The sequence below is a fragment of the Verrucosispora sp. TAA-831 genome (genome assembly GCF_050780145.1).
Lineage (GTDB): Bacteria > Actinomycetota > Actinomycetes > Mycobacteriales > Micromonosporaceae > Micromonospora.
In genome coordinates this window covers 2514575-2535056 of record NZ_CP192240.1, presented here as the reverse complement: position 1 = coordinate 2535056, position 20482 = coordinate 2514575, and the positions used below count along the sequence as shown (strand labels likewise).

Sequence of the window (20482 nt, the reverse complement as noted above, 5' to 3'; positions counted from 1 at the left end):
GACATTGCGACCGAAGGTTGCGCTCGGCCGACATACGTCGTTCTGCCGATCCGCCGTCGGACCGGGGATGACAGTCTCCGGGACATCGTTGGCACGTACGGGGGGAGAGGCAGGTGCGATCTCGATGCCCATGTCGATCGTCGCAGGTCAGCCGAGCCAGCAGCGGCGCTGGCCGGTAGCCGAGGAACGCCGGACGGTGACCGTCCTCTTCGTCGACATCGTCGGGTCGACACGTCTGGTCGACCGACTGGACCCGGAGGACGTCCGCACCCTGCAACGCGTCTACTTCCGCACCGTAGCCCGGGTGCTGCGGCGCTGGGACGGTGTGGTGGAGAAGTACGTCGGTGACGCGGTGATGGCGCTGTTCGGCGCCCGGGCCGGGGACGGCCTCGAGGCGTACCGGGCGGTGCGGGCCGGGCTGGAGGTCCAGCGGGACCTGGACCGTCGGCCGCTGGCCGCCGCACCCGGGCTGCGGGTCCGCGTCGGGGTGGCGACCGGCGAGGCGGTGGTGGATCTGGCCGCCGGGCGTGACGGCGGGCACGGTATGGCCAGCGGCGCGGTGCTCACCCTCGCCGCCCGCCTCCAGGGACACGCCCCGCACGGCGGGGTGGCGGTCTGCGAGGCCACCCACCGGGCCGTCGCCGGGCTGATCGCGCTGCGCCCGGTGCCGGCGGTCACGGTCAGCGGCAAGGCCCTGCCGGTCGGCGTCTGGCACGCCGTGGGCACCGTGGCGCCCCGGCCGCCGCGCCACGACCCCCCGCTGGTCGGCCGGCACCGGGAGCTGGCCGCCGTGCGGGAACAGCTCGCCGAGGCGGTACGCGGACGCGGCGTACGTCGGCTGTGGCTGACCGGTCCGTCGGGCAGCGGCCGGAGCCGGCTGCTGCGCGAGCTGGCCCGCAGCACGCCGACGCTGGACGGGATGCCGGTGCGGTGGTGCCTCACCGCCTGCCCGCCCTACCCGGACGGGCCGCTGGCTCCCGTCGTGGAGCTGGTGCGGACGCTGGCCGGCAACCGTGCTCCCGCCACCACCGGCGGGCTCCGCGACCGGCTGGCCGCCGCCCTGGGCGGGTCGGTGCCGGGCGCGCACCTGACGGCGGCACTGGACACAGTGGACGACCTGGTCACCGGCGCCGGTGGGGCCGCCGGAGCCCGGGCGGCGATGCACTGGCGGGACGTCCTGCTCGGGCTGGCCCGCCGACAGCCGGTGGTGGTGGCCGTGGACGACCTGGACCGGGCCGCCCCGGCGCTGCGCCGTCACCTGGACGCCCTGGTCGACCTGGCCACCGCGGACGGCCTGCCGCTGGTGCTGGTCGGCACCGGGGCGGGCGTCGCCTCCACCCGACCCACGGCCCGGGTCCGGCTGCGCCCGCTCGACACGGTGACCACCGGCCGACTGCTGCGGCGGCTGCTGCGCCGGGCCGGTCAGCCCGCCACACTGGTGGGACGGCTGATCCCGCTGGTGGGCGGCAACCCCGGACGGGCGGTGGCGTACGTGCGGTCGCTCGCCGGGGCGGACCCGGCGCGGCTGCCGGTGCCGGAGAGCATCCGGCGGGCCGCCGGAGCGCGACTGGACCGGCTCGACGGCACCCGGCGGGCCGCCCTGATGGCGGTCGCCGCCCTGCCGGCCGGCTGCCCGGTGGCGGACCTGGCCCGCGCACTCGGCTGGGCCGCCGCCCAGGTGGAGACGGCCCTGCGCACGCTGACCGGGGCGGGCCTGCTCGTCCGACTGCCCACCGGCGGGCACGCGTTCGTCGACCCGGCGCTGCGTGAGGTCGCCGTCGCCCGGCTCCCCCGGGCGACCCGGGCCACCTTCACCAGCCGGGCCGGTGTGCTGCCCCCCGACGCGCCACCGGCACCGGCTGCGGTCTCGGGGGCGTCGACGCCGGTGGGGCCGGTGGGTTCCGGAGCGGCCCGGCCGCGACCGGCGGCGGAACCGGTGCGGCCGGCGTCAGCGATCGGCCAGGAAGGACAGGGCGCGCTCCCAGGCGAGCGCGGCGGCGGCCGGGTCGTGGTCGGCCGTGGCCGGATCGGTGAACAGGTGGCCCGCCCCCGGGTAGCCGTACACGGTGACCCGGGCTCCGGCGGCGGTCATCTCCCGCCGCCACTGGTCGACCTCGTCGGGCGGGTCGTAGGGATCCGGCTCGGCCAGGTGCAGCTCGACGGGCAGCCCGGGCCGGACGTCGGCGGGCGCACCGCCGGTGCCGTGCCAGAGCAGCAGGCCGCCGCTGTCGGGGCGGTCGGCAAGCATCGCACCGGCCACCCCGGCGCCCATCGAGAACCCGGCGAGCACGGTGTCGGGCGGGAGCCCGTCCAGTGCGGCCCGGGCGCGGTCCAGCACGGTCTGCTGCCCGATCCGGTCGAGCAGGGCGAAGCCCTCGTCGACGGTGCCCACGGCGGGCACCCCGTACAGGTCGGGCGCGTGCACCTGGTGTCCGGCGGCGCGCAGCCGATCGGCGGCGTCCCGCACCGCGGGCCGCAGCCCGTACACGGAGTGGAAGAGTGCGACATGTCCCATTCGCTCATCGTGCCGGACGGCACCGACACCTCCGGCCCGGCACGCACGGGCACCCCGGTCAGTCTCGGCCGACGCCGTCCGGTCCGCCGGCCGGTGCCGCCGAACCCGGTCCGTCGTCCGGCCGCGCCGGAGCCGTTACGCCATCCCGGGCACCGGCGTCCGGCCGGAGGACCCGGCTGTGCCCCCGGAACTCGGCGATTACCTGCCCGTCCGCGCGGCTCACCGTGACGTCGTAGATCCCGCTGCGGCCGTACCGGGTCCGTTCCGTGGCCCGGGCGACCAGCAGGTCCCCCTCGCGGGCCGGACGGAGGAAGGTGATCTCGCCGCCGGCCGCGACGGTGGCCGGGCCGTGGCTGTTGCAGGCCAGCGCGAAGGCGGTGTCGGCGAGCAGGAACACGAAGCCGCCGTGGGCGATGCGGTGGCCGTTGACCATGCTGTCGGTGATCCGCATCCGGGCCACCGCGCCGCCGTGGGCGGCGCTGACCAGCTCGATGCCCAGCCGGTTCGAGGCGACATCGGCCTCGAACATCTCGTGCGCGGCGGTACGCGGATCCACCTGGCTCCCGACTGGTCGGCGGGGCTCTGCGCCCCGGGGAACCGCAATCATGCCACCGCCCACCGGGTCGGCCGCGTGCCGGTTGCACGACGACGACCGGGCCGGATCGGTGTCCCCGATCCGGCCCGGCACTGATCATCGCTCCGCCATTGTCTCGCAGTTGCACATTCTTGGCAACAAGGCTGGACACCGACCCGCCAATGTAACTAGCCTGCTCGCCATGAGTCCTTACATCACCGATGCCGCCGCATGGCAGGAAAGCTGGGACCGGCAGCAGGAGGCGTACCTGCCGGACCGGGAACACCGCTTCACCACCATGCTCGACGCGGTCGAGGCGGTCCGCGACACCACCGCGCCGCGCCTGCTGGACCTGGCCGGCGGCACCGGCACCATCTCGCTGCGCGCGCTGCGCCGCTTCCCCGACGCCGAGGTGACCCTGGTCGACCTCGATCCGGCCCTGCTCGCCCTCGCCACCGCCTCGCTCGGCGACCGGGCCACCATCGTCACCGCCGACCTCAGCGGGCCGGGCTGGGTGGACGCCCTGCCGCACCGGGGCTACGACGCGGTGCTCACCGCCACCGCGCTGCACTGGCTGCCCGCCGACCGGCTGACCACGCTCTACGCCGAGGTCCGCGAGCTGCTGCGCCCCGGCGGCCTGCTGGTCAACGCCGACCACATGCCCGACGACACCCTGCCCGAGCTGACCAAGCGCCTGCTCGCCCGGGCCGAGGCGCGCCGGACGGCACGGTACGCGGCGGGCGCGGTGCCCTCCTGGGCGCAGTGGTGGGAGCACGCCGCGCAGGACCCGGACCTGCGGCCGCTCGTCGAGCGTCGGCACGCGATCTATCCGACGGGACACAGCCCGGAGTGGAACCCGCCGGTCTCCTGGCACCTCGGCGCGCTCTCCGCAGCCGGCTTCACCGAGGTCGGCACGCTCTGGCGCGGCGGCGCGGACGCGGCGGTCGTCGCCGTCCGGTGACCACCCGCGCGGCGGCCACCGGACGGACCGCTCAGCGGGCCCGACGTTCCGGGTGCGCCCGGTTCCAGGCCCGCATCCGTTCCGGATAGCCGACCTTGGTCGCCTCGTACAGCGGGATCGCGTGCTTACGGGCCATCCTCCCGGCGGCCCGGGGCGTCCCGGTACGCCGTCGGATCCACTCGCCGTCGTGGGCGATGGCGACCACCGTGGTGTCGGTGGCGGTGGTCTCCGGTTCGAGGTAGAACTCCACCCCCTGCCGGCTGGTCGCGAACTGCTCCAGCGAGGCGAGGTCCTCCGGGGTCGCCTCGCGGTCCAACTTCGTCGGGGTGCCCTGTGCGGCCTGGGGCCGCCGGCTGAACCAGCCCATGCCCGGCTCCTCTCCTCGGCGTACCTCCCAGTGCAGCACCCGGACCTGGCAGTTTCCTGGACGGCCGGTGTACGGGCCCTGGCCGCTACGCCTCCGGCCGGGAAGAACCGGCCCGCTCCGGCTCCGGGGCGCCCGACCGCTCCGGCTCCCCCGTGGTGCCGGAGACGGGCGGGCGGGTGACCCGTACCAGCAGCAGAGTCGGCAGCAGCAGCAACGGCACCACCAGCAACGCGTGCAGCGTGCCGATCCGGTCGCCGAGCAGCCCCAGCAACGGCGGGCCGGCCAGGAACGCGGTGTAACCGATCACCGCGACCACGCTGACCCGGACATGGGCGTGCTCCTCCTCGTCGGCGGCGGCGCTCATGCCGACCGGGAAGCCGAGCGAGGCGCCGATCCCCCACAGCACCACGCCGACCACCGCGACCGGACCGGAGCCGGCCAGGATCGCCACACCGGCGCCGACGATGGCGAGCAGGATGGTCACGGTCAGCACCGGCACCCGCCCCCACCGGTCCAGGGCCACCGTGCCGAGCGTGCGGCCCACGGTCATGCCGGTGACGAAGACCGCGAAGACCGCCGCGCCGGCCGCCTCACTGAAGCCGTACCCGTCGATGAAGGCGACCGCGATCCAGTCGTTGGCGCTGCCCTCGGCGAACGCCGCCGCCAACACCACCAGACCGATGAGCAGGGTGCGCGGTTCCCGCCAGGCGGCGAGCAGGGACTTCCGGCCGCCACCGGAGCCCTCGCCCTCCGCACCGGGAGCGGCGGGCAGGAACGCGCGGGCGCCCAGCAGCGTGCCGCCGAGCACCACCGCCGCCAGCGCCCCGAGGTGGACGGCGATCGGCAGGCCGAGCCGGGCGGCCCCGGCGCCCAGACCGGCACCGGCCACCGAACCGAGGCTCCACGCCGCGTGGAACCGGGGCATCACCGTCCAGCCCAGTCGGCGTTCGACGATCGCGCCCTCGATGTTCATCGCCACGTCGCAACTGCCGGAGCCGTAACCGAGCGCGAAGAGCCCCACCGCCACCCCGGGCAACGAGCCGACCACCGCCGACACCCCGGCCACGCTGAGGCCGAGGGCGACCACGGTGGTGGAGAACACCACCGCACGGGCCGCGCCGAGACGCTGGGTGAGCAGACCGGCGGTCGGCATCGCGACGATCGCGCCGATGGACATGGCGAGCAGGAGCAGGCCGAGCCGACCGGGGCTGAGTTCCAGTCCGTCACGGACCGCCGGCACCCGGGAGAACCAGGTCGCGACGGCCAGTCCGTTGAGCGCGAACACCACCGCCACGCCGTTGCGGGCGGCCAGCACCGCCCGGGGCGGACCGGAGGAGACCGGCGGTGTCGCGGGGGTGCTGATGGCGGGATCCATGGAACTTCCCGGTCCTTCCGACGGCGGTGGGGGCGCAGGCAACGATCACACACCTGGGAGCGCTACCACCACAATCCACCTCCGGTCCTTACCCCTGGACTTCCGGCGAGGCATGATGCGGGTGGGAGCCCGCGTACCAGGCGGGCCGAGGGCAACGGGGAGAACACCATGACCACGGCACGCCGGCCGGCAACCCTGGACGACGTCGCCCGGGCCGCCGGAGTCTCCCGCTCCACGGCGTCCCGGGTCATCGCGGGCACCGGGTTCGCGTCACCGACCGCCCGGGAGCGGGTACGCACCGCCGTGGACGAGCTCGGCTACGTACCCAACCCGGCCGCGCGGGCGCTGGTGCGCGGCACCGGCGTACGGCTGCTGGTGGCGGTGGCCGGCACCGACCCGGCCGTGCTCGACGACAGCTACGTCGACCAGGTGCTCGGCGCCACCGCGCGGGTCTGCGCACCGTACGGTCTGGGCGTCACCGTCGACTGGGTGCCGCTGCACGCGCCGGAGCGGCTGGTCCGGCTGACCGACGACCGGGGGGTGACCGGGCTGATCCTGGTCAACACGACCCCGGCGCTGCTGGATTTGGTACCGCGACGGTTGCGCGGGCGGGCGGTCTCGATCGGGATCGGTTCGGCCACCGTGCCGTCGGTGGACATCGACAACGGCGGCGCCACCGAGGCCATCGTCCGTCACCTGTACGCCAGTGGTCGCCGCCGGATCGCGATGGTCACCGGCCCCCCGTGGCTGACCTGCGCCAACCGCTCGGTGGACGCGTACCGGGGGCTGATGCGCGACGCGGGCCTGCCGGCACGCGAGGTGATCGGCGACTTCTCCGTGGAGCGGGGCCGCGCCGCCGCCCGAGAGGTGTTGAGCCGCTGGCCGGACACGGACGCGATCGTCGGGATCAGCGACGCGACCGCGCTGGGCGTGATCGGTCGGCTCCGGGCCGACGGCGTACAGGTGCCCGGTGACGTCGCGGTGACCGGCTTCGACGACATCCCGCTGGCCGCCGTGGCGGCGCCCGCCCTGACCACCGCCAGCCACCCGGTACGCCAGATCGCCAGTGCCGCCGCCACCATGGTGCTGGAGCACCGGCACGCACCGCTGTGCACGCGCTTCCCGTCGGCGCTGGTACGCCGGGACAGCGCCTGACGGCCGAACCTTTCAGGATATCCATTTCGGAGGTACGCGGCCTCGGCCGAATGTGACGGGAAAGCGGTAAGATCGGCGACTGCCATCTGACTGATCGCTGACTGATGGCTCGGGCGGCGAACGCACAGACTGAGCCCATGAAATCGGGGCCCGGGCGCACCAGGATACTCCGCGGCGCGGCGTGTCTCGTCCTTCTGGCGATCCTTTCCGGCTGCATGCAACTCAACGCCGGACTGACCGTCAACGCCGACGACACGGTCAGCGGACAACTCCTGCTGACCGCCGAGCGCAGTGTGCTGACCGCGAACAACAGGACGGTCGAGGCCGGCTTCGCCGAGCTTCGGCAAAACATCCCGGCGCTGCCTCAAGGCACCGAGACCCGGTACGAGGACGCCACCCACTACGGTTCTCAGATCAACTATCGGAATGTGCCGCTCGATCGGTTCGACAGCGAAAGTCTGAGCATCGTCCGGCAGGGTGACGACCGGTACGTGTTCACTCTTCCACTCGACCCGAAGAGGTACGGCGGAAAAGTGGCCGAGCAGAATCCAGCGAATCAGGCGCACTTCATGACGCTGATGTCGTTCGAGATCTCGGTGACGTTCCCCGGACGCGTCCTGGACGTCAGCACGGGCGGTCAGGTCAACGACCGTACGGTCACCTGGCGGGTCGCCCGCAACCAGCCGAAGCCGCCCGAACTGCGGGCGGTGGCCGAGGCACCGCCCCGACCGTCCGCCCCGGCGGAGGACGAGGACACCGGCGGGGGCTTCCCGTGGTTGCTGGTCGGTGCCGGTGCGGTGATCCTGCTGCTGGTCGCGGTGATCGTCGTACTGCTGCTGCGCCGGTCCGGCCCGGGTCCGGCCGATGGCGGCACGCCGACGCCCGGCGGTGCGGGCGGCACCCCGGGCATCCCCGGTCCGGCACCGCACACCACGACCGGCGGTGTGCCGGGCTCCGGCTGACCCCTGGGTCATCCGGCACCGCCGCCCGCCGAGCGGGCGGCACCCCATCCCACCCCGCACCACGCGAGACCGAAGGGGGATCGGCGATGAACGATCTCTTCACCTGGGCGGCGCTGGGCAGTCTCACCGGCGCGAGCGCCGCGACGCTGCTGGCCACGAACGTCATCGGCGGGCTGATCGGCCCGAGTGCCGACACGGCACGCAAGTGGATCGCGCTGGGCATCGCCCTGCTGCTGTCGTACCTCACCGCGGCCTTCGCCACCGAGGCGGGCGCCGAGAAGTGGATCATCGCGTTCTTCAACGGGCTGGTCGTCTTCTCCGCCGCCCTCGGCGTCAACCAACTGCCCCCCGGCAACCGGCAGGCGACGCCGACCCGGCTGGCGCAGGGCACCGAGCCCCGCTTCATCCGCTCCTGGGCCTAGAGGAGAACTGTCATGGCCATCTTCGGAGTCATCAGCGCCGCCGTCCACGTCGCGGCGGGCGCGGTCCTCGGCCTGCTGCTCGGCGGACCCGTCGGGCTGCTCGTCGGTGCGGGCGTCGGCCTGGTCGTCGGCATCGTCTTCGGTTGGACGATCACCTCGGCCCGGGTCTACGGGACCGACGCCCGAGGGATCCTCCTGTTCGTCGTCGACCACAGTTGGAGCCTGCTGAACACGGTGGTCGGCGCGTTCTACCTCACGGTGCACCTGGTCTTCGGTCACTCGCTGGACCGGGCCACCTCGCAGCACAGTTGCCGGGTCAACGTGGTGGAGGGCGTCTCGCCGCGCTACGCCACCACGCTGGGCACGGTCTGCGCCGGCTCCGGGCCGGGCATCCAGCGCCACGAGGACGTGCACATCTTCCAGGCCCGGCTGCTCGGGCCGCTCTACATCCCGCTGGTCGTGGCCAACTACGTGCTGTTCACCGTCGCGCCGGTGTGGCTGCTCTACCACGACCACACCGGTGCGCCGATCAACCGCTTCACGCGGTACTTCGAGATCGGCGTCTACCCGCACGTGTGGAACGAGGCCATCGCGTACCGGATCCAGGGGACACCGCCGAGATGACCGGAGGTGGTCCGATCGAGACGGCCACCGCCGAACTGGCGGACTGGCTGGCCGGGGCGGCGGGTGACGCCGTCCCGGTCGGTCCGCCCGGGTCCGGCCCGGCGGCGGGCGGGCTGACCCTCTGGCCGCTGGAGCTGCGTCCGGCGCGGCAGACCCGGGGCAGCGGCGGACCCGAGCCGTACCGGCTCGTCGCCCGCTACCTGCTCGCGGTCGACGGGCCGGAGGCGCTGGCGAAGCTGGACCGGGTGCTCGTCGCGGCCACCGGACAGAGCGGACACACGCTGGTGCTGGAGGCCGGGGATCCGGCGCTGTGGGTGGCGCTCGGCGTGCCGCCCCGACCGGCCCTGTTGATCGACGTACCGGTGCAGGTCACCCACCCGCACGAGCCGGCGCCGCCGGTGCTGCGCCCGCTGCGGCTGCGGCAACTGGAGATGCTCACCTTCGACGGCCGCGTCGTCGGTCCCGCCGACCAGCCGCTCGCCGCGATGCGGGTGGAGGTCGTCGGTCAGCCGTACGCGACGCGGACCGATCCGGCGGGACGGTTCCGGGTCGTCGGTGTGCCGCACGACCCGCAGCAGCCCGGGACGGTACGGCTCCGGCTCACCGGTCGGGGTCAGGTGCTCACCGCCGAGGTGGACCCGACCGACCCCGACATCGTCATCGTCTGCTCGCCACCGACCCGCTGACCCGACCCGTACGGGAGGACCGATGCCCAGCTACTTCTCACCCGGGATCTACGTCGAGGAGGTGCCTGCCGGTGCCCGGCCGATCGGACCGGTCGGCACCAGCACGGCAGCCTTCGTCGGCGTGGCACCGGACCGCACCGCCCGTCTCGGCGAGGCCCTCGCCGTGAACAACTGGACCGAGTTCCTGCGCCTCTACGCCGACGGCGACGAGTTCGAGAGCACCCCGCTGGCCCGCGCGGTCTTCGGTTTCCTCGACAACGGCGGCACCCGCTGCTGGGTGGTCAACGTCGGCGAGGGTGGCGCGCTCACCGGCAGCGGACGCCAGCGCGGCGGTCTGGACCTGCTGGAGGCGATCGACGAGATCTCCATCGTGGCCGCGCCCGGCTTCCACGACCCGGTCGCGCACGAGGCGCTGCTGGGCCTGGCCGAGCGCACCCGCACCATGGTCGCCATCTGCGACCCGGCCCCCGACATCGACGACATCTCGACGCTGACCCGGGTGGCCACGGCCGGCTCCGGCCGGGCGGCGAAGCCCGGTGACGGCGGCGACACCACCGTCAGCAGTTCGGTCGGTACGGGCGGCGGGGCGAGCGGGTCGAGCGGTGGCCCGACGGCGCACCGGCCCCGACAGTCGGACTTCGGCGCGCTGTACTTCCCCTGGCTGCGGGTGCGTGACCCGCTCAGCGGCGAGCTGGTGCTCACCCCGCCGAGCGGGCACCTGGCGGGCATCTGGGCCCGCACCGACGCCCTGCGCGGCGTGCACAAGGCACCCGCCAACGAGCCGGTGCGCGGCGCCGTCGACCTGGGTCACCTGGTCACCCGCTCCGAGCACGACGTCCTCAACCCCAAGGGCGTCAACGTGATCCGGTACTTCCCCGGCGAGGGCATCCGGGTCTGGGGCGCGCGTACGCTCGCCGCCGAGGCCAGCGAGTGGCGGTACCTCAACGTCCGGCGGCTCTCCATCGCCATCGAGCAGGCCATCGCCAACGGCACCCGCTGGATGGTGTTCGAGCCCAACGACTACACGCTGTGGCGCTCCATCCGCCGGGACATCGGCGCCTTCCTGACCCGGGTGTGGCGCGACGGCGCACTGCTGGGGCGTACGCCCGAGGAGGCGTTCTTCGTCAAGTGCGACGAGGAGACCAACCCGGCCGACGTCCGCGACGCCGGGATGGTGGTCGCGCACATCGGCATCGCGGTGGTCAAGCCCGCCGAGTTCGTGGTGTTCAAGCTGAGCCAGTGGGCCGGCGGCACCGAGACCGAGACGATTGGAGGCTGACATGCCGACCACGGCCACTCCGCAGCCGGGCGCCCCGGTCGACCCGTACCGGGCGTACAACTTCAAGCTGCTGGTCAACGGGGTCACCAACGGCCACTTCACGGAGGTCAGCGGCCTGGACGTGAACATCCCGGCGCAGCCGTACCGGGAGCAGGGCAACGACCGGATCCGGATGATCCCCGGTCAGGTCGAGTACGGCCCGGTGACGCTGCACTTCGGCCTGACCGCGTCCCGGGAGCTGTGGGACTGGGTGCACACCATCGCCCGGGGCACGAGCGACCGCCGCAACGTCTCGGTGGTGCTGCTCGACTCCGTCGGCACGGCCGAGGTGCTGCGCTGGAACCTGCTCAACGCCTGGCCCACCCGATGGCGCGGCGCGCACCTCAACACGCTCGGCCAGGAGATCGCCATCGCGGCGCTGACGTTGCGCTACGAGAGCCTGGAACTGGAGACCGGCGGTGCCGCGCCCACGCCCGCGTAGCTGGGTCGCCGGTCGGCTCCGCTCCGCCGCGCGCGCCGTGGACCGTTTCGCCGGCCTGGTGGACACCGCCCCCGACGGCGCGCTGGGCGGCGGTTGGCGGGGCGGCGTCGAGGACGACACGGTCGATGGCCCGCGTGGCAGCGCGCGTGACAGCGCGGTCGGCGGCCCGCATGGCGACGCGGTCGGCGACGCGGACCACGGTCCTGACGCCGCCGCGTCGTCGGACGGGTGGAAGGCGGTCGCGTACCGGCATCCGGAGCGTCCCCCGGAGCACTGGCTGCGGCTGATCGCGGCCCACGCCCCGGGGCTGCTCCGCGACCTCGCGGCCGAGTTGCCGGCGGGCGCTCTGCCGGCCGAGCGCGAGGAGTACGCCGACGACCCGCACCGGGTGGCCGAGGGAGCGGTGGACGGGACCGATCCGTGGGCCGGGCGACGGCCGCCCGGCGACGGCTGGGGCGACGGAAGCTCGTCGCCCCACGCCGCGTCGCCGGGGACCGACCGGTCCTCCCCCGCCCCCTTTGCTCTGCTTCAACCGACGCAACCCCCCGGATTCCGCGGGTCAGCCGTTGCGTGGAGTGAAGCAGAGCAAAGGCGCGGCGCAGGGGTACCGTCCGGTGCGGCGGACCCGCGCCGGAAGGTTCCGGCGGCACGCGATCACGGCGCACCGGGAGGCCGGCGCGCGGTGAGCGGGGCCGGCGCACCCCGGACGGGCTCCACAGCGGACAACGCGGGCACGCCGTCTGCGGTGAGTGGGGCGGACACACCCGGAACAGGCTCGACCGTAGCCGGGTCGTACCCACCCGGAGCAGCGTCGACGGTCAGCGGGGCGCCCACACCGGGGGCAGGGCCGCTGGTCAGCGGGGCAGGGGCACCGGGGACACGGTCGACGCCGAACGGGACGGGGGCACCGGGGACGGGGGCGTCGGCGGCAGGGGCGGTGCCGAGTGGGGCGGGCCCGGGCCCGGCGGTGGGCGACGCGACGATCCCGTGGGCGGGCGGACGTGGGCACCACGCGGATTCGGCCCACGGTCGGGCGGACACAGCGCCCACCGGCACCGGGGTGGCGGGCGCCCCGGGCCGTCGGCTGGTCGAGGGAGGCGACCGCCAGCGCGCGGACGCTCCTGCGGACGCCGCCGCCTCGTCGCCCGGCTTCGGGTCGGCGACGGATCGCGCACGGCCGGCGACGGATCGGCGGCAAGAGCCGGGATCGGTGCCGGGCCGGAACAGGGCGGTGCTGCGGCTGGTCGACTCCGCCCCGGACGACCCGTCGTCGCCGGGAGCGGGGCGGGAGGCGTATCCGGCGCGGACGTACCCCTGGACGGCCGGCACGGTCGGCGGGCTCGGCAGCGGCCCGGACGTCAACGGGCTGCGGCATCCGGCGCGGTCGAGTGCGCTCGGGCCCGACGGGGCCCGGCACCCGGGACGGTTGGGGGCGGCAACGGGTGGGGACGAGGCGTACCGGGCGGCGGGTGGGGCCGGTCTGTCCGGGAGGGGCGGCGAGGTCGGGCGGCGGCGCGCGGACGGCGCGTTCGGGGACGGGCTCTGGCCCGGTGCGGGACTGCCGGCCGGTGCCGGTCAGCGGGTGCCGTCACGCGGACCGTGGCCGGACCTGGGCGCGGGCCGGGCGGGTGACGGGGACGGCCGGGCGGGTGACGGGCGGGACACCTCCGACCCGTGGCCGGCGTTGCCGGACGACCGGGCGCTGTGGGTGGTCCCCGGTCCGGAGGACGCCGCCGCGAACCACCTGCGTCGACTGGACCGGGAACAGGCGGGCGGCTGATGGAACGGGTCGCCTTCCTCGTCGACGCCACCGGTGAACGCGTGGACTGCCTGCTCAACCCGGAGACCGTGCAGGTCAGTCGACTGGCCGGGGTACGGCACCGGGGCAACGCGGGCAGTCAGCTCACCGGTGCCGGGCTCGCCGACGACCCGCTGGTGTTCACCGGTGGCGGGCGGACCGAACTCGTGCTCGACCTGCTCTTCGACACCGACTTCGCGGAGGGGCAGGTCCGGCCCGCCGACGTGCGCGCGCTGACCCGTCCGCTGTGGATGCTGGCGGAGAACTCGGCGGTCGAGCACGGCTGGGTCCGGCCGCCGCTGGTACGGCTGGTCTGGGGCAAGACCTGGAACGTGCCGGGGGTGATCGTGGCGGTGGCGGAGCGGTTCGACGCGTTCACCGCGACGGGATCGCCGCGCCGCTCCTGGCTGCGACTCAAGCTGGTGCGGGTCGCCGAGGACGCCACCCGGGCCGACGAGGGCTTCGCCGAGGAGTTGGCCGAGGCGCAGACGCCGGCCGTCGCGCCGGGCACGGCCCTGGTCGCCGCCGGTGACGGCAGCACCACCGCCGACTCCACCGGCGTCCGTTTCGACCTGCTCGCCCACGACGCGCTCGGCTCGCCACTGCGCTGGCGGCTACTGGCCGAACACAACCGGATCACCGACCCGCTCGCCGTGCCGCCCGGCACCGTGCTTGCCGTGCCGCCGCTGCCGGGGACCGTCGCCGCCCCGGGTGACGGGGCATGAGCGGCGGCGCGCCCCGGGCGCTGACCGTGCTGCTCGACGGCGACCCGTTGGCCGGTCGCGGCGTCGGGCGGGTGCTCTCGGCCCGGGTGGCGGCTCGACTCAACCGGCCCACCCAGTGCGAGGTGGCGCTGGTCACCGGGCCGGGCAGCGCCGCACCGCCGGCCACGGCGCGGATCGGCGCACGCCTGGAGGTACGCCTCGACGGGCAGTCGGCGGCGCTGTTCGGCGGCGAGGTCACCGCCGTCGAGGTCGAGTACGCCGCCGACGGCGCGGCGACCCTGCGGATCCGGGCCTACGACGCGCTGCACCGGTTGCGCAAGCGACAGCGGCTGCGGGTGTTCGAGTCGGTGACCGCCGCCGAGCTGGCCGCCGACCTCTGCGCCGACCTGGACCTGCGGGTCGACGCCGAGGTCGACGGGCCACGGCTGGACCGGTTGCCGCACCACCGCCCGAGCGACCTGGACCTGCTGCTGGAGGTGACCGGTCGGGCCGGGCTGCACCTGAGCGTCGACGACGACGTGCTGCGCCTGCTGACGCTCGACGGCTTCGGCGCGCCGATCCCGCTCGTGCTCGGCCGCGACGTGCACGGCCTGCGGCTGTCGGTGAACGCGGACACCGCCGTGGGCGAGAGCGCCGCGCTGGGCTGGCACCCGCAGCGGGCCGAACCGTTCACCTCGCAGGCCGGGGCGCCCCGGTGCGGGCGGGACACGCCGGTGGACCCGGATCCGGCCGACGTGGGCGCGGACGGCACCCGGACCGCGCTGGACCAGCCGGGACGCAGCGACGACGAGATCACCGCGCTGGCCCAGGCCCGGCTGGACGTCCGCACGGCGGCGCTGGTCACCGCCGAGGGCACCGCCGAGGGGGATCCCGCGTTGCGGCCCGGCCGGCGGATCCGGCTGACCGGGGTCGTCGAGCCGATGGCCGGCACGTACGTGCTGACCGAGGTGGTGCACACCGTCGACGCCGACGGATACCTGAGCCGGTTCTCCACCGTGCCGCCGCCGGCGCCGCCGGTCGGGCCGCCCGCCCCGGCGGTGGTCACCCTGGGCACCGTCACCGACGTGGCCGATCCGGACGGGCTGGGCCGGGTACGGGTGGAACTGCCCGCGTACGGCGGGGCGGACGCCGGGTGGCTGGCGGTGCTCTGCCCGGGCGCGGGCCGGGGCAAGGGACTGGTGGCGCTGCCCGATCCGCAGGACAACGTGCTGGTGGCGTTGCCCGGTGGTGAACCCGCGTCCGGGGTGGTGCTCGGTGCGCTGTTCGGTGCCGCCACGCCGTACGACACCGGGGTGGACGACGGACGGGCCCGGCGCTGGTCGCTGCGGACCTCGGGCGGCCAGCAGGTGGTGGTCGACGACGTGGCCCGCAGCCTCCGGTTGAGCACCGACGGCGGTAGCTGGCTGGAGCTGACCCCGGACCTGGTGACCCTGCACGCCGCCGCCGACCTGGTGCTCTCCGCCCCGGGCCGGGCGATGGTGGTGCGCGCCCGCAGCGTCGACTTCCTGCACGCCGAGGGGCCCGAGGACCCGGGCACCGCCGCCGAGCGGGCCCGCAGCCTGGCCCGCGCCCATCACCGAGGAGGTGGCTGATGCGCTGGATCCATCGGGACTCGGTGATCAGGTGTAACCACGACGGCCTGGTCCGCAACGAGGAGTCGCAGCGGTGGGTGCGGGTGGTCGGCGTACCGGTGCTGGTGGCCGACGACCCGACCGACCGCACGATCGTGGCCTGCCCGAACTACGGCACGACGGTCAAGCCGTGCACAAAGACCGAGCCGGTCCGGGTCGGCTACAGCGACTTCGTCCGGGTGGACGGTCACCGGGTGGTGCTGTCGCACCTGGAGGGCTTCACCGACGGCAGCCCGCCGGGCCAGTTCCGGTACCGGGTGCGCGATCCCCGGCAACCGTTCCTGGGGGCCGACCGGTGAGGGCGATCCGCTTCCTCGGCGCGGGTTTCGACGCCGGTCGCAGTGGTGGGCTCGGGCTGACCGCGGCCGGCGGGCTGGCCATGACCGACGGCGACGAGACGGTACGCCAGGCGCTGTTCCTGCTGCTGTCCACCACGCCGGGCGAGCGGCTGATGCGTCCCGGGTACGGCTCCCGACTGCACCGGCTGGTCTTCGCCCCGAACGACGACACGACCGCCGGGCTGGCCATCCACTACGTGCGCGCGGCGGTCACCCGCTGGGAGCCGCGCATCGACGTGCTCGACGTGGACGCCGGGCCGGACCCGGACGACCCGTGGCGGCTGGTGATCCGGCTGGACTACCGGATCCGGGCCAGCCTCACCCCCGGGCAGTTGGTCTTCTCCGTGGACCTGCTGCCCGCCGACGACGACCCACCGGGGCCGACCTCCGACCCTGCCGCCGACGCTGAGGAGGGGCGATGACCCTGCCCGTGCCGCACCTGGACGACCGGACCTTCCTCGATCTGGTGACCGAGGCCCGGGAGCGGATCCGGCAGTCCTGCCCCGGCTGGACCGACCTGTCCGCGCACGACCCGGGCATCGCCCTGCTGGAGGCGTTCGCGCACCTCACCGAGGTGATGATCTACCGGCTGAACCAGTTGCCGGAGAAGGCGTACGTCTCCTTCCTCAATCTGCTCGGGGTGGTTCGGCACGCCCCGTCGGCGGCCTGGGTCGACGTTCGCTTCACCCGGACCGGCGCCGACGACGAGGCACTGCGCATCCCGGCCGGTACCCGCGTCGCGGCGGCGCGCGGGGCCGACCCGCGACCGGTCGTCTTCGTCACCTGCGAGCCGGCGCTGCTCGCCGCCGGCCAGCGGGAGGTGACCGTACGGATGCACCACTGCGAGCCGGTCGAGGCGGAACTGCTCGGCGTCGGCACCGGCGCGCCGGGCCAGGTGCTGCGGGCCGGGCGGGCCCCGCTGGCCCGCACCGCCGAGACGCTGGACCTGCTGCTCGGCGTCGAGGTGCCGACCGGCTCGGTGGAGTTGGGCGCGGCAGCCCGCGAGCACGAGGGACGCACCTTCGAGATCTGGCGGGCGGTGGACAGCTTCGCCGGCCTCGGGCCGCAGGACAAGGCGTACCTGGTGGACCGCTGCTCGGGCACGGTGACCTTCGCCCCGGCGCTGGACCTGCGCGGGCCGGACCCCGCCGGTGACGACGCCCCGGTCGCGGCGGTGCCACCGGCCGGTCGGCAGGTGCGGCTCTGGTACCGGGCCGGTGGTGGCACCGCCGGCAACGTGGCGGCCGGGACGCTGACCAGCCTGCGGGACCCGCTGCCCGGGGTGAAGGCGGTCAACCCGCTACCGGCGGCCGGGGGCCGGGAGATGGAGGCGATGGAGTCGGTGCTGCTGCGCGGCCCGTACGCCTTCTTCGCCCAGCAGCGCGCGGTGACCGCCCGCGACTTCGAGGTGCTGGCCACCGGCTCCGGCGGGGTGAGCCGGGCGCGCGCCTTCACCCGGGCCGCCGTCTACAGCTTCGCCCGTCCCGGCGAGGTCGAGGTGGTGCTGGTGCCGTACGTGCCGGACGACGCCCGGCCCGGCGGGCGGCTGCCGGTGGCGGTGCTGCGCGGGCACGAGGTGGAGGAGGCGCGGCTGCGGGTGGAGGCGGACCTGGAACGTCGCCGCTCGCTCGGCACCACCTGCCGGGCGAGTTGGGCGCGGTACAAGGCGGTGTCGATCCGGGCCCGGGTGGTGGTCCGCCGGGAGGAGGACGCGGAGGCGGTGCGACGGCGCATCCACGACCGGCTGCACCAGACGCTGAGCCCGCTGCCCACCCCGTTGAACCCGGCCGGCTGGGCGTTCGGTGAACCGCTGCGGGCCTCCAACGTGTACCGGCTGCTGGAGCACGCCGAGCCGGGGGTGCGCTACGTCGAGTCCGTGCGGTTCGTCGTCGACGAGGCCCCCGACCAGCAGGTACGCACGCTCGCCGCGGACCAGTACCAACCCCGCACCTGGTACGCGGGCAGCGGCCCGGTGCTGTTCCGCTCCACCAACGCGGGTGCCGGATGGGAGCCGGCGGGCCGGTTCGACGGGGAGACCGTACAGCGGGTGGCGCCCGCGCCCGCCCCGGTGCGACCCGGCATCGTGCCCCGGCCCGGTTCGGTGGCGGTGGCCACCGTGCGCTCCGGCGGCGGCTCCCGGGTACACCTGAGCGCCGACCTGGGCGAGACCTGGTCCCTGCTGGCCGACCTGGACTCGCGGATCAGCGACCTGGCCTGGATCGACCGGGACGGCGCGGGCGCGCTGCTGGTCGCCACCGACACCGGCCTGTACGAGGTGTCGCTGCTGCCCGGCGCGGTGCCGTTGCAGATCCTGGTCGATCCGGCCGACGCCGACCGGGGCTTCTACGCGGTCCGGGCGTTCGTCTCCGAGCGCGGCGCGCCCGGGGTGGCGGTGGCCGCGCAGGCCGGGTTCGGGGTCTACCTGTCCGGCAACGCGGGCCGCCCCGGCAGCTTCGCCCACGTCGGCCTCGCCAACGTGGACAACCGGCTGCTCGCGGTGCAGTACGACGGCCCGGCGACGCTGCTGTGGAGCGGCGCCGGGGAGCCGGACCCGAAGAAGCCCGGGCAGGGCTGCTTCCGCGCCCGACTGTTCGAGTCCGACGTGAAGTGGCAGGCGATGCAGGCCGGCTGGGTCGGCGGCACCTGCCGGGACCTGGCCTTCAGCGGCACCCTGGCGCTGGCCGCCACGCAGAGCGGCGGGGTGTTGCGGTTGGACACCGTCGCGGCGCAGCCGCAGTGGGCGTCGGTGTCGGTCAACTGCGGGCTGCCGCTGCGCGACCGCACCCGGTTCGTGCCGGTGGACGCGATCGCCGCCACCGCCGGCACGGATCGGCTGGTGCTCGCCGGTGGCGAACGCGGTGTGCACCGCAGTGGTGACGCGGTCGACTGGTCGGCCAGCGCCAACCAGGCCACCGCCGACGTGGTCACCGTCCCGGACACCTGGCTGCTCTGCTCCGGCGAGCACGACATCGAGGTGGTGCGGCAGGATGCGTCGACCGGCCATTGAGCGGCTGCTGCCCGCCGCCTATCAGCGCGCCTGTGTGCCGGGCAGCGTGCTGTGGGCGCTGCTGGACGTGATGGAGGCGCTGCACGCGCCGGACGAGGCGGTGCTGGCCGAGGTCGACGGGCTGTTCGCGCCGTACCGGGCGCCGGACGGCATGGTGGCGTACCTGGCCGGGTGGGTGGCGATGGACCACGTGATCGCCGCGCCCCGGCGGGACGCCCCGCTGCCGCTGCCGGCCAGTCGGCTGCGTGACCTGGTGGCGCACGGGGCGGCGTTGGCGACCTGGCGGGGCACTCCGGAGGGGCTGCGCACCGCCCTGGAACTGGCCACCGGGGTCACCGGGTTCGTCCTCGACGAGCCGGCCGACCGGCCGTTCCACCTGGTCGTCCGGGTGCCGGCGACCGCTGCCGACCAGCTCGCCCTGGTCAGCCGGATCGTGGCGGCGGAGAAGCCGGCCGCCGTGACCGCCGAGGTCACCGTCGTGGCGGACGCACCGGCGGTCGGCCGGGCCAGTGTGCCGTCCCCCTCCCCCGTTCCCACCGTGCCCGATCCCGCTCCGGAGGAGCCGTCATGACCACCGAATGGACCGTCGTCGCCGCAGCCGAGCAGTTCACCCTGGACGCCCGCAACTCCGGGGAGCTGACCTTCACCGTCTCCAACCCGGGACTCGCGCCGGACACGGTGGTGTTCGACGTGGCACCGGGCGAGGGCACGCAACGCTCCTGGTTCACCGTGGCCGAACCGCAGCGGGTGGTGCCCGGGCAGGGCTCGGTGTCGTTCCTGGTCCGGCTGGCCGTGCCGGCGGGCACGCCGCCGCGCCGCTACGACATGACCGGGTTCGCGTACTCGGCGAACACCGCTCCGGAGGAGAGTTCCCGCTCCAGCGGTCGGGTCACCTACGAGGTGAAGGCCGTGGCGCCGCCGAAGCGTACGCCCTGGCCGTGGATCGCCGCCGCGGCGGCGTTGGTGCTGGTGGTCTCGGCGGTGGTGGTGTTCCTGGTGGCACGCGACGACGACCCGCCGCCGCAGGCCCGGGTGGTGACCGTCGAGGCGGAGACGCTGGTGCCCGGTGCCCGGGTCGAGTCGCCGAGCGGCGCCGCGCCGACGGTGGCGGTGCAGCCCAACTGCTGCGAGGTGACGTGGTCGCAGGACAACCAGTTGTTCTTCCTGGGCCGGGCGATCAACGACCGGGTGACCGTGACGGTGGAACTGCCCGCCCAGGCCGTCTGGCAGTTCTCCACCGTGCGGACCACCGCTCCCGACTACGCCAACACGGTGTTCCTGATCGACGGTCGGCAGGTCGGTGATCCCTTCATCGGCTTCTCCCCCACGGTCCGGATCACCGACTGGGTCGACGTGGCGCGGGTGCCGCTGGCGGCGGGCCCGCACCAGATCACCCTGGTGGCGATCGGCAAGACGCAGAGCACCGACCGCTACTTCGCCGGGCTCGACGCGATCCGCTTCACCGAGCTCCCACCGACCCCCTGACCCTGGTTGATCAAGAGATTCGCGTCAGCTCAGTCCCTGTTCCCGACGCAAACCTCTTGATCGACGCGGAGAGAACCGGAGAGAACGCGGAGAGAGC

Annotated in this window: 19 protein-coding genes and 2 pseudogenes; 17 read left to right on the top strand and 4 right to left on the bottom strand. The window is 74.7% G+C overall.

Going from position 1 to position 20482, the window contains the following annotated elements:
* Positions 1-67 precede the first annotated feature (67 nt).
* Positions 68-1300 (top strand): annotated as a pseudogene (locus ACQVFL_RS11495) (adenylate/guanylate cyclase domain-containing protein); the annotation flags it as partial.
* A 648-nt stretch (positions 1301-1948) separates the two neighbouring features.
* Here the strand turns inward: ACQVFL_RS11495 and ACQVFL_RS11490 are convergent.
* Both ACQVFL_RS11490 and paaI read right to left on the bottom strand, forming a co-directional pair.
* The gene (locus ACQVFL_RS11490) at positions 1949-2515 is read right to left on the bottom strand and encodes a dienelactone hydrolase family protein (protein WP_396695366.1); all 567 of its coding nucleotides are present in this window, start codon (positions 2513-2515) and stop codon (positions 1949-1951) included.
* A gap of 166 nt (positions 2516-2681) precedes the next feature.
* Positions 2682-3122: pseudogene (gene paaI / locus ACQVFL_RS11485) on the bottom strand (hydroxyphenylacetyl-CoA thioesterase PaaI); the annotation flags it as partial.
* A gap of 169 nt (positions 3123-3291) precedes the next feature.
* On the opposite strand from paaI, the gene ACQVFL_RS11480 reads away from it, so the two are divergent.
* Complete coding sequence (locus ACQVFL_RS11480) at positions 3292-4050, top strand: class I SAM-dependent methyltransferase (RefSeq protein ID WP_396695112.1); 759 nt, start codon at positions 3292-3294, stop codon at positions 4048-4050.
* Positions 4051-4081: 31 nt separating this feature from the next.
* Here ACQVFL_RS11480 and ACQVFL_RS11475 read toward each other — a convergent pair whose 3' ends face one another.
* Together ACQVFL_RS11475 and ACQVFL_RS11470 are read right to left on the bottom strand one after the other, a co-directional pair.
* Complete coding sequence (locus ACQVFL_RS11475) at positions 4082-4417, bottom strand: hypothetical protein (protein ID WP_396695114.1); 336 nt, start codon at positions 4415-4417, stop codon at positions 4082-4084.
* An 85-nt stretch (positions 4418-4502) separates the two neighbouring features.
* Positions 4503-5780 carry an MFS transporter gene (locus ACQVFL_RS11470; protein WP_396695368.1) on the bottom strand — a complete coding sequence of 426 codons (1278 nt, stop codon included), beginning with the start codon at positions 5778-5780 and terminating at the stop codon, positions 4503-4505.
* A 180-nt stretch (positions 5781-5960) separates the two neighbouring features.
* Here ACQVFL_RS11470 and ACQVFL_RS11465 point away from each other — a divergent pair, with 180 nt between their 5' ends.
* From ACQVFL_RS11465 to ACQVFL_RS11395, 15 genes are all read left to right on the top strand, one after another.
* Entirely contained in the window at positions 5961-6947 is a 987-nt protein-coding gene (locus ACQVFL_RS11465; RefSeq protein WP_431729327.1) for a LacI family DNA-binding transcriptional regulator, read from the top strand.
* 215 nt (positions 6948-7162) lie between these two features.
* A complete protein-coding gene (locus ACQVFL_RS11460) occupies positions 7163-7909 on the top strand; it encodes an LppM family (lipo)protein (protein WP_396695118.1) in 747 nt (248 codons plus the stop codon).
* A gap of 86 nt (positions 7910-7995) precedes the next feature.
* Positions 7996-8331, top strand: a complete 336-nt coding sequence (locus tag ACQVFL_RS11455; RefSeq protein ID WP_396695120.1) for a hypothetical protein — start codon at positions 7996-7998, stop codon at positions 8329-8331.
* Positions 8332-8343: 12 nt separating this feature from the next.
* Positions 8344-8955 (top strand): glycine zipper family protein, encoded by a 612-nt coding sequence (locus ACQVFL_RS11450; protein ID WP_396695122.1) that lies wholly within the window; start codon positions 8344-8346, stop codon positions 8953-8955.
* Positions 8952-9641: a carboxypeptidase-like regulatory domain-containing protein gene (locus ACQVFL_RS11445; RefSeq protein ID WP_431729326.1), complete on the top strand. Its 690-nt coding sequence runs from the start codon at positions 8952-8954 to the stop codon at positions 9639-9641. Before ACQVFL_RS11450 ends, ACQVFL_RS11445 begins: the two co-directional genes overlap by 4 nt.
* 22 nt (positions 9642-9663) lie before the next feature.
* Complete coding sequence (locus tag ACQVFL_RS11440; RefSeq protein ID WP_431729325.1) at positions 9664-10920, top strand: phage tail sheath family protein; 1257 nt, start codon at positions 9664-9666, stop codon at positions 10918-10920.
* A 1-nt stretch (position 10921) separates the two neighbouring features.
* Positions 10922-11401: a phage tail protein gene (locus ACQVFL_RS11435; RefSeq protein ID WP_131054719.1), complete on the top strand. Its 480-nt coding sequence runs from the start codon at positions 10922-10924 to the stop codon at positions 11399-11401.
* 1210 nt (positions 11402-12611) lie between these two features.
* Positions 12612-13181, top strand: a complete 570-nt coding sequence (locus ACQVFL_RS11430; RefSeq protein ID WP_431729324.1) for a hypothetical protein — start codon at positions 12612-12614, stop codon at positions 13179-13181.
* Complete coding sequence (locus tag ACQVFL_RS11425) at positions 13181-13924, top strand: hypothetical protein (RefSeq protein WP_431729323.1); 744 nt, start codon at positions 13181-13183, stop codon at positions 13922-13924. Before ACQVFL_RS11430 ends, ACQVFL_RS11425 begins: the two co-directional genes overlap by 1 nt.
* Positions 13921-15516: a phage baseplate assembly protein V gene (locus ACQVFL_RS11420; RefSeq protein ID WP_431729322.1), complete on the top strand. Its 1596-nt coding sequence runs from the start codon at positions 13921-13923 to the stop codon at positions 15514-15516. Before ACQVFL_RS11425 ends, ACQVFL_RS11420 begins: the two co-directional genes overlap by 4 nt.
* Positions 15516-15854, top strand: a complete 339-nt coding sequence (locus ACQVFL_RS11415) for a hypothetical protein (protein WP_396695134.1) — start codon at positions 15516-15518, stop codon at positions 15852-15854. Before ACQVFL_RS11420 ends, ACQVFL_RS11415 begins: the two co-directional genes overlap by 1 nt.
* Positions 15851-16315: a GPW/gp25 family protein gene (locus tag ACQVFL_RS11410; RefSeq protein WP_431729321.1), complete on the top strand. Its 465-nt coding sequence runs from the start codon at positions 15851-15853 to the stop codon at positions 16313-16315. The genes ACQVFL_RS11415 and ACQVFL_RS11410 overlap by 4 nt, the downstream gene beginning before the upstream one ends.
* Positions 16312-18900 (top strand): putative baseplate assembly protein, encoded by a 2589-nt coding sequence (locus ACQVFL_RS11405; protein WP_396695138.1) that lies wholly within the window; start codon positions 16312-16314, stop codon positions 18898-18900. The genes ACQVFL_RS11410 and ACQVFL_RS11405 overlap by 4 nt, the downstream gene beginning before the upstream one ends.
* Positions 18881-19471, top strand: coding sequence for a phage tail protein (locus ACQVFL_RS11400; protein WP_431729320.1), 591 nt, complete (start codon positions 18881-18883; stop codon positions 19469-19471). The genes ACQVFL_RS11405 and ACQVFL_RS11400 overlap by 20 nt, the downstream gene beginning before the upstream one ends.
* Positions 19468-20385: a hypothetical protein gene (locus ACQVFL_RS11395; RefSeq protein WP_396695142.1), complete on the top strand. Its 918-nt coding sequence runs from the start codon at positions 19468-19470 to the stop codon at positions 20383-20385. The genes ACQVFL_RS11400 and ACQVFL_RS11395 overlap by 4 nt, the downstream gene beginning before the upstream one ends.
* Positions 20386-20482: the final 97 nt, after the last annotated feature.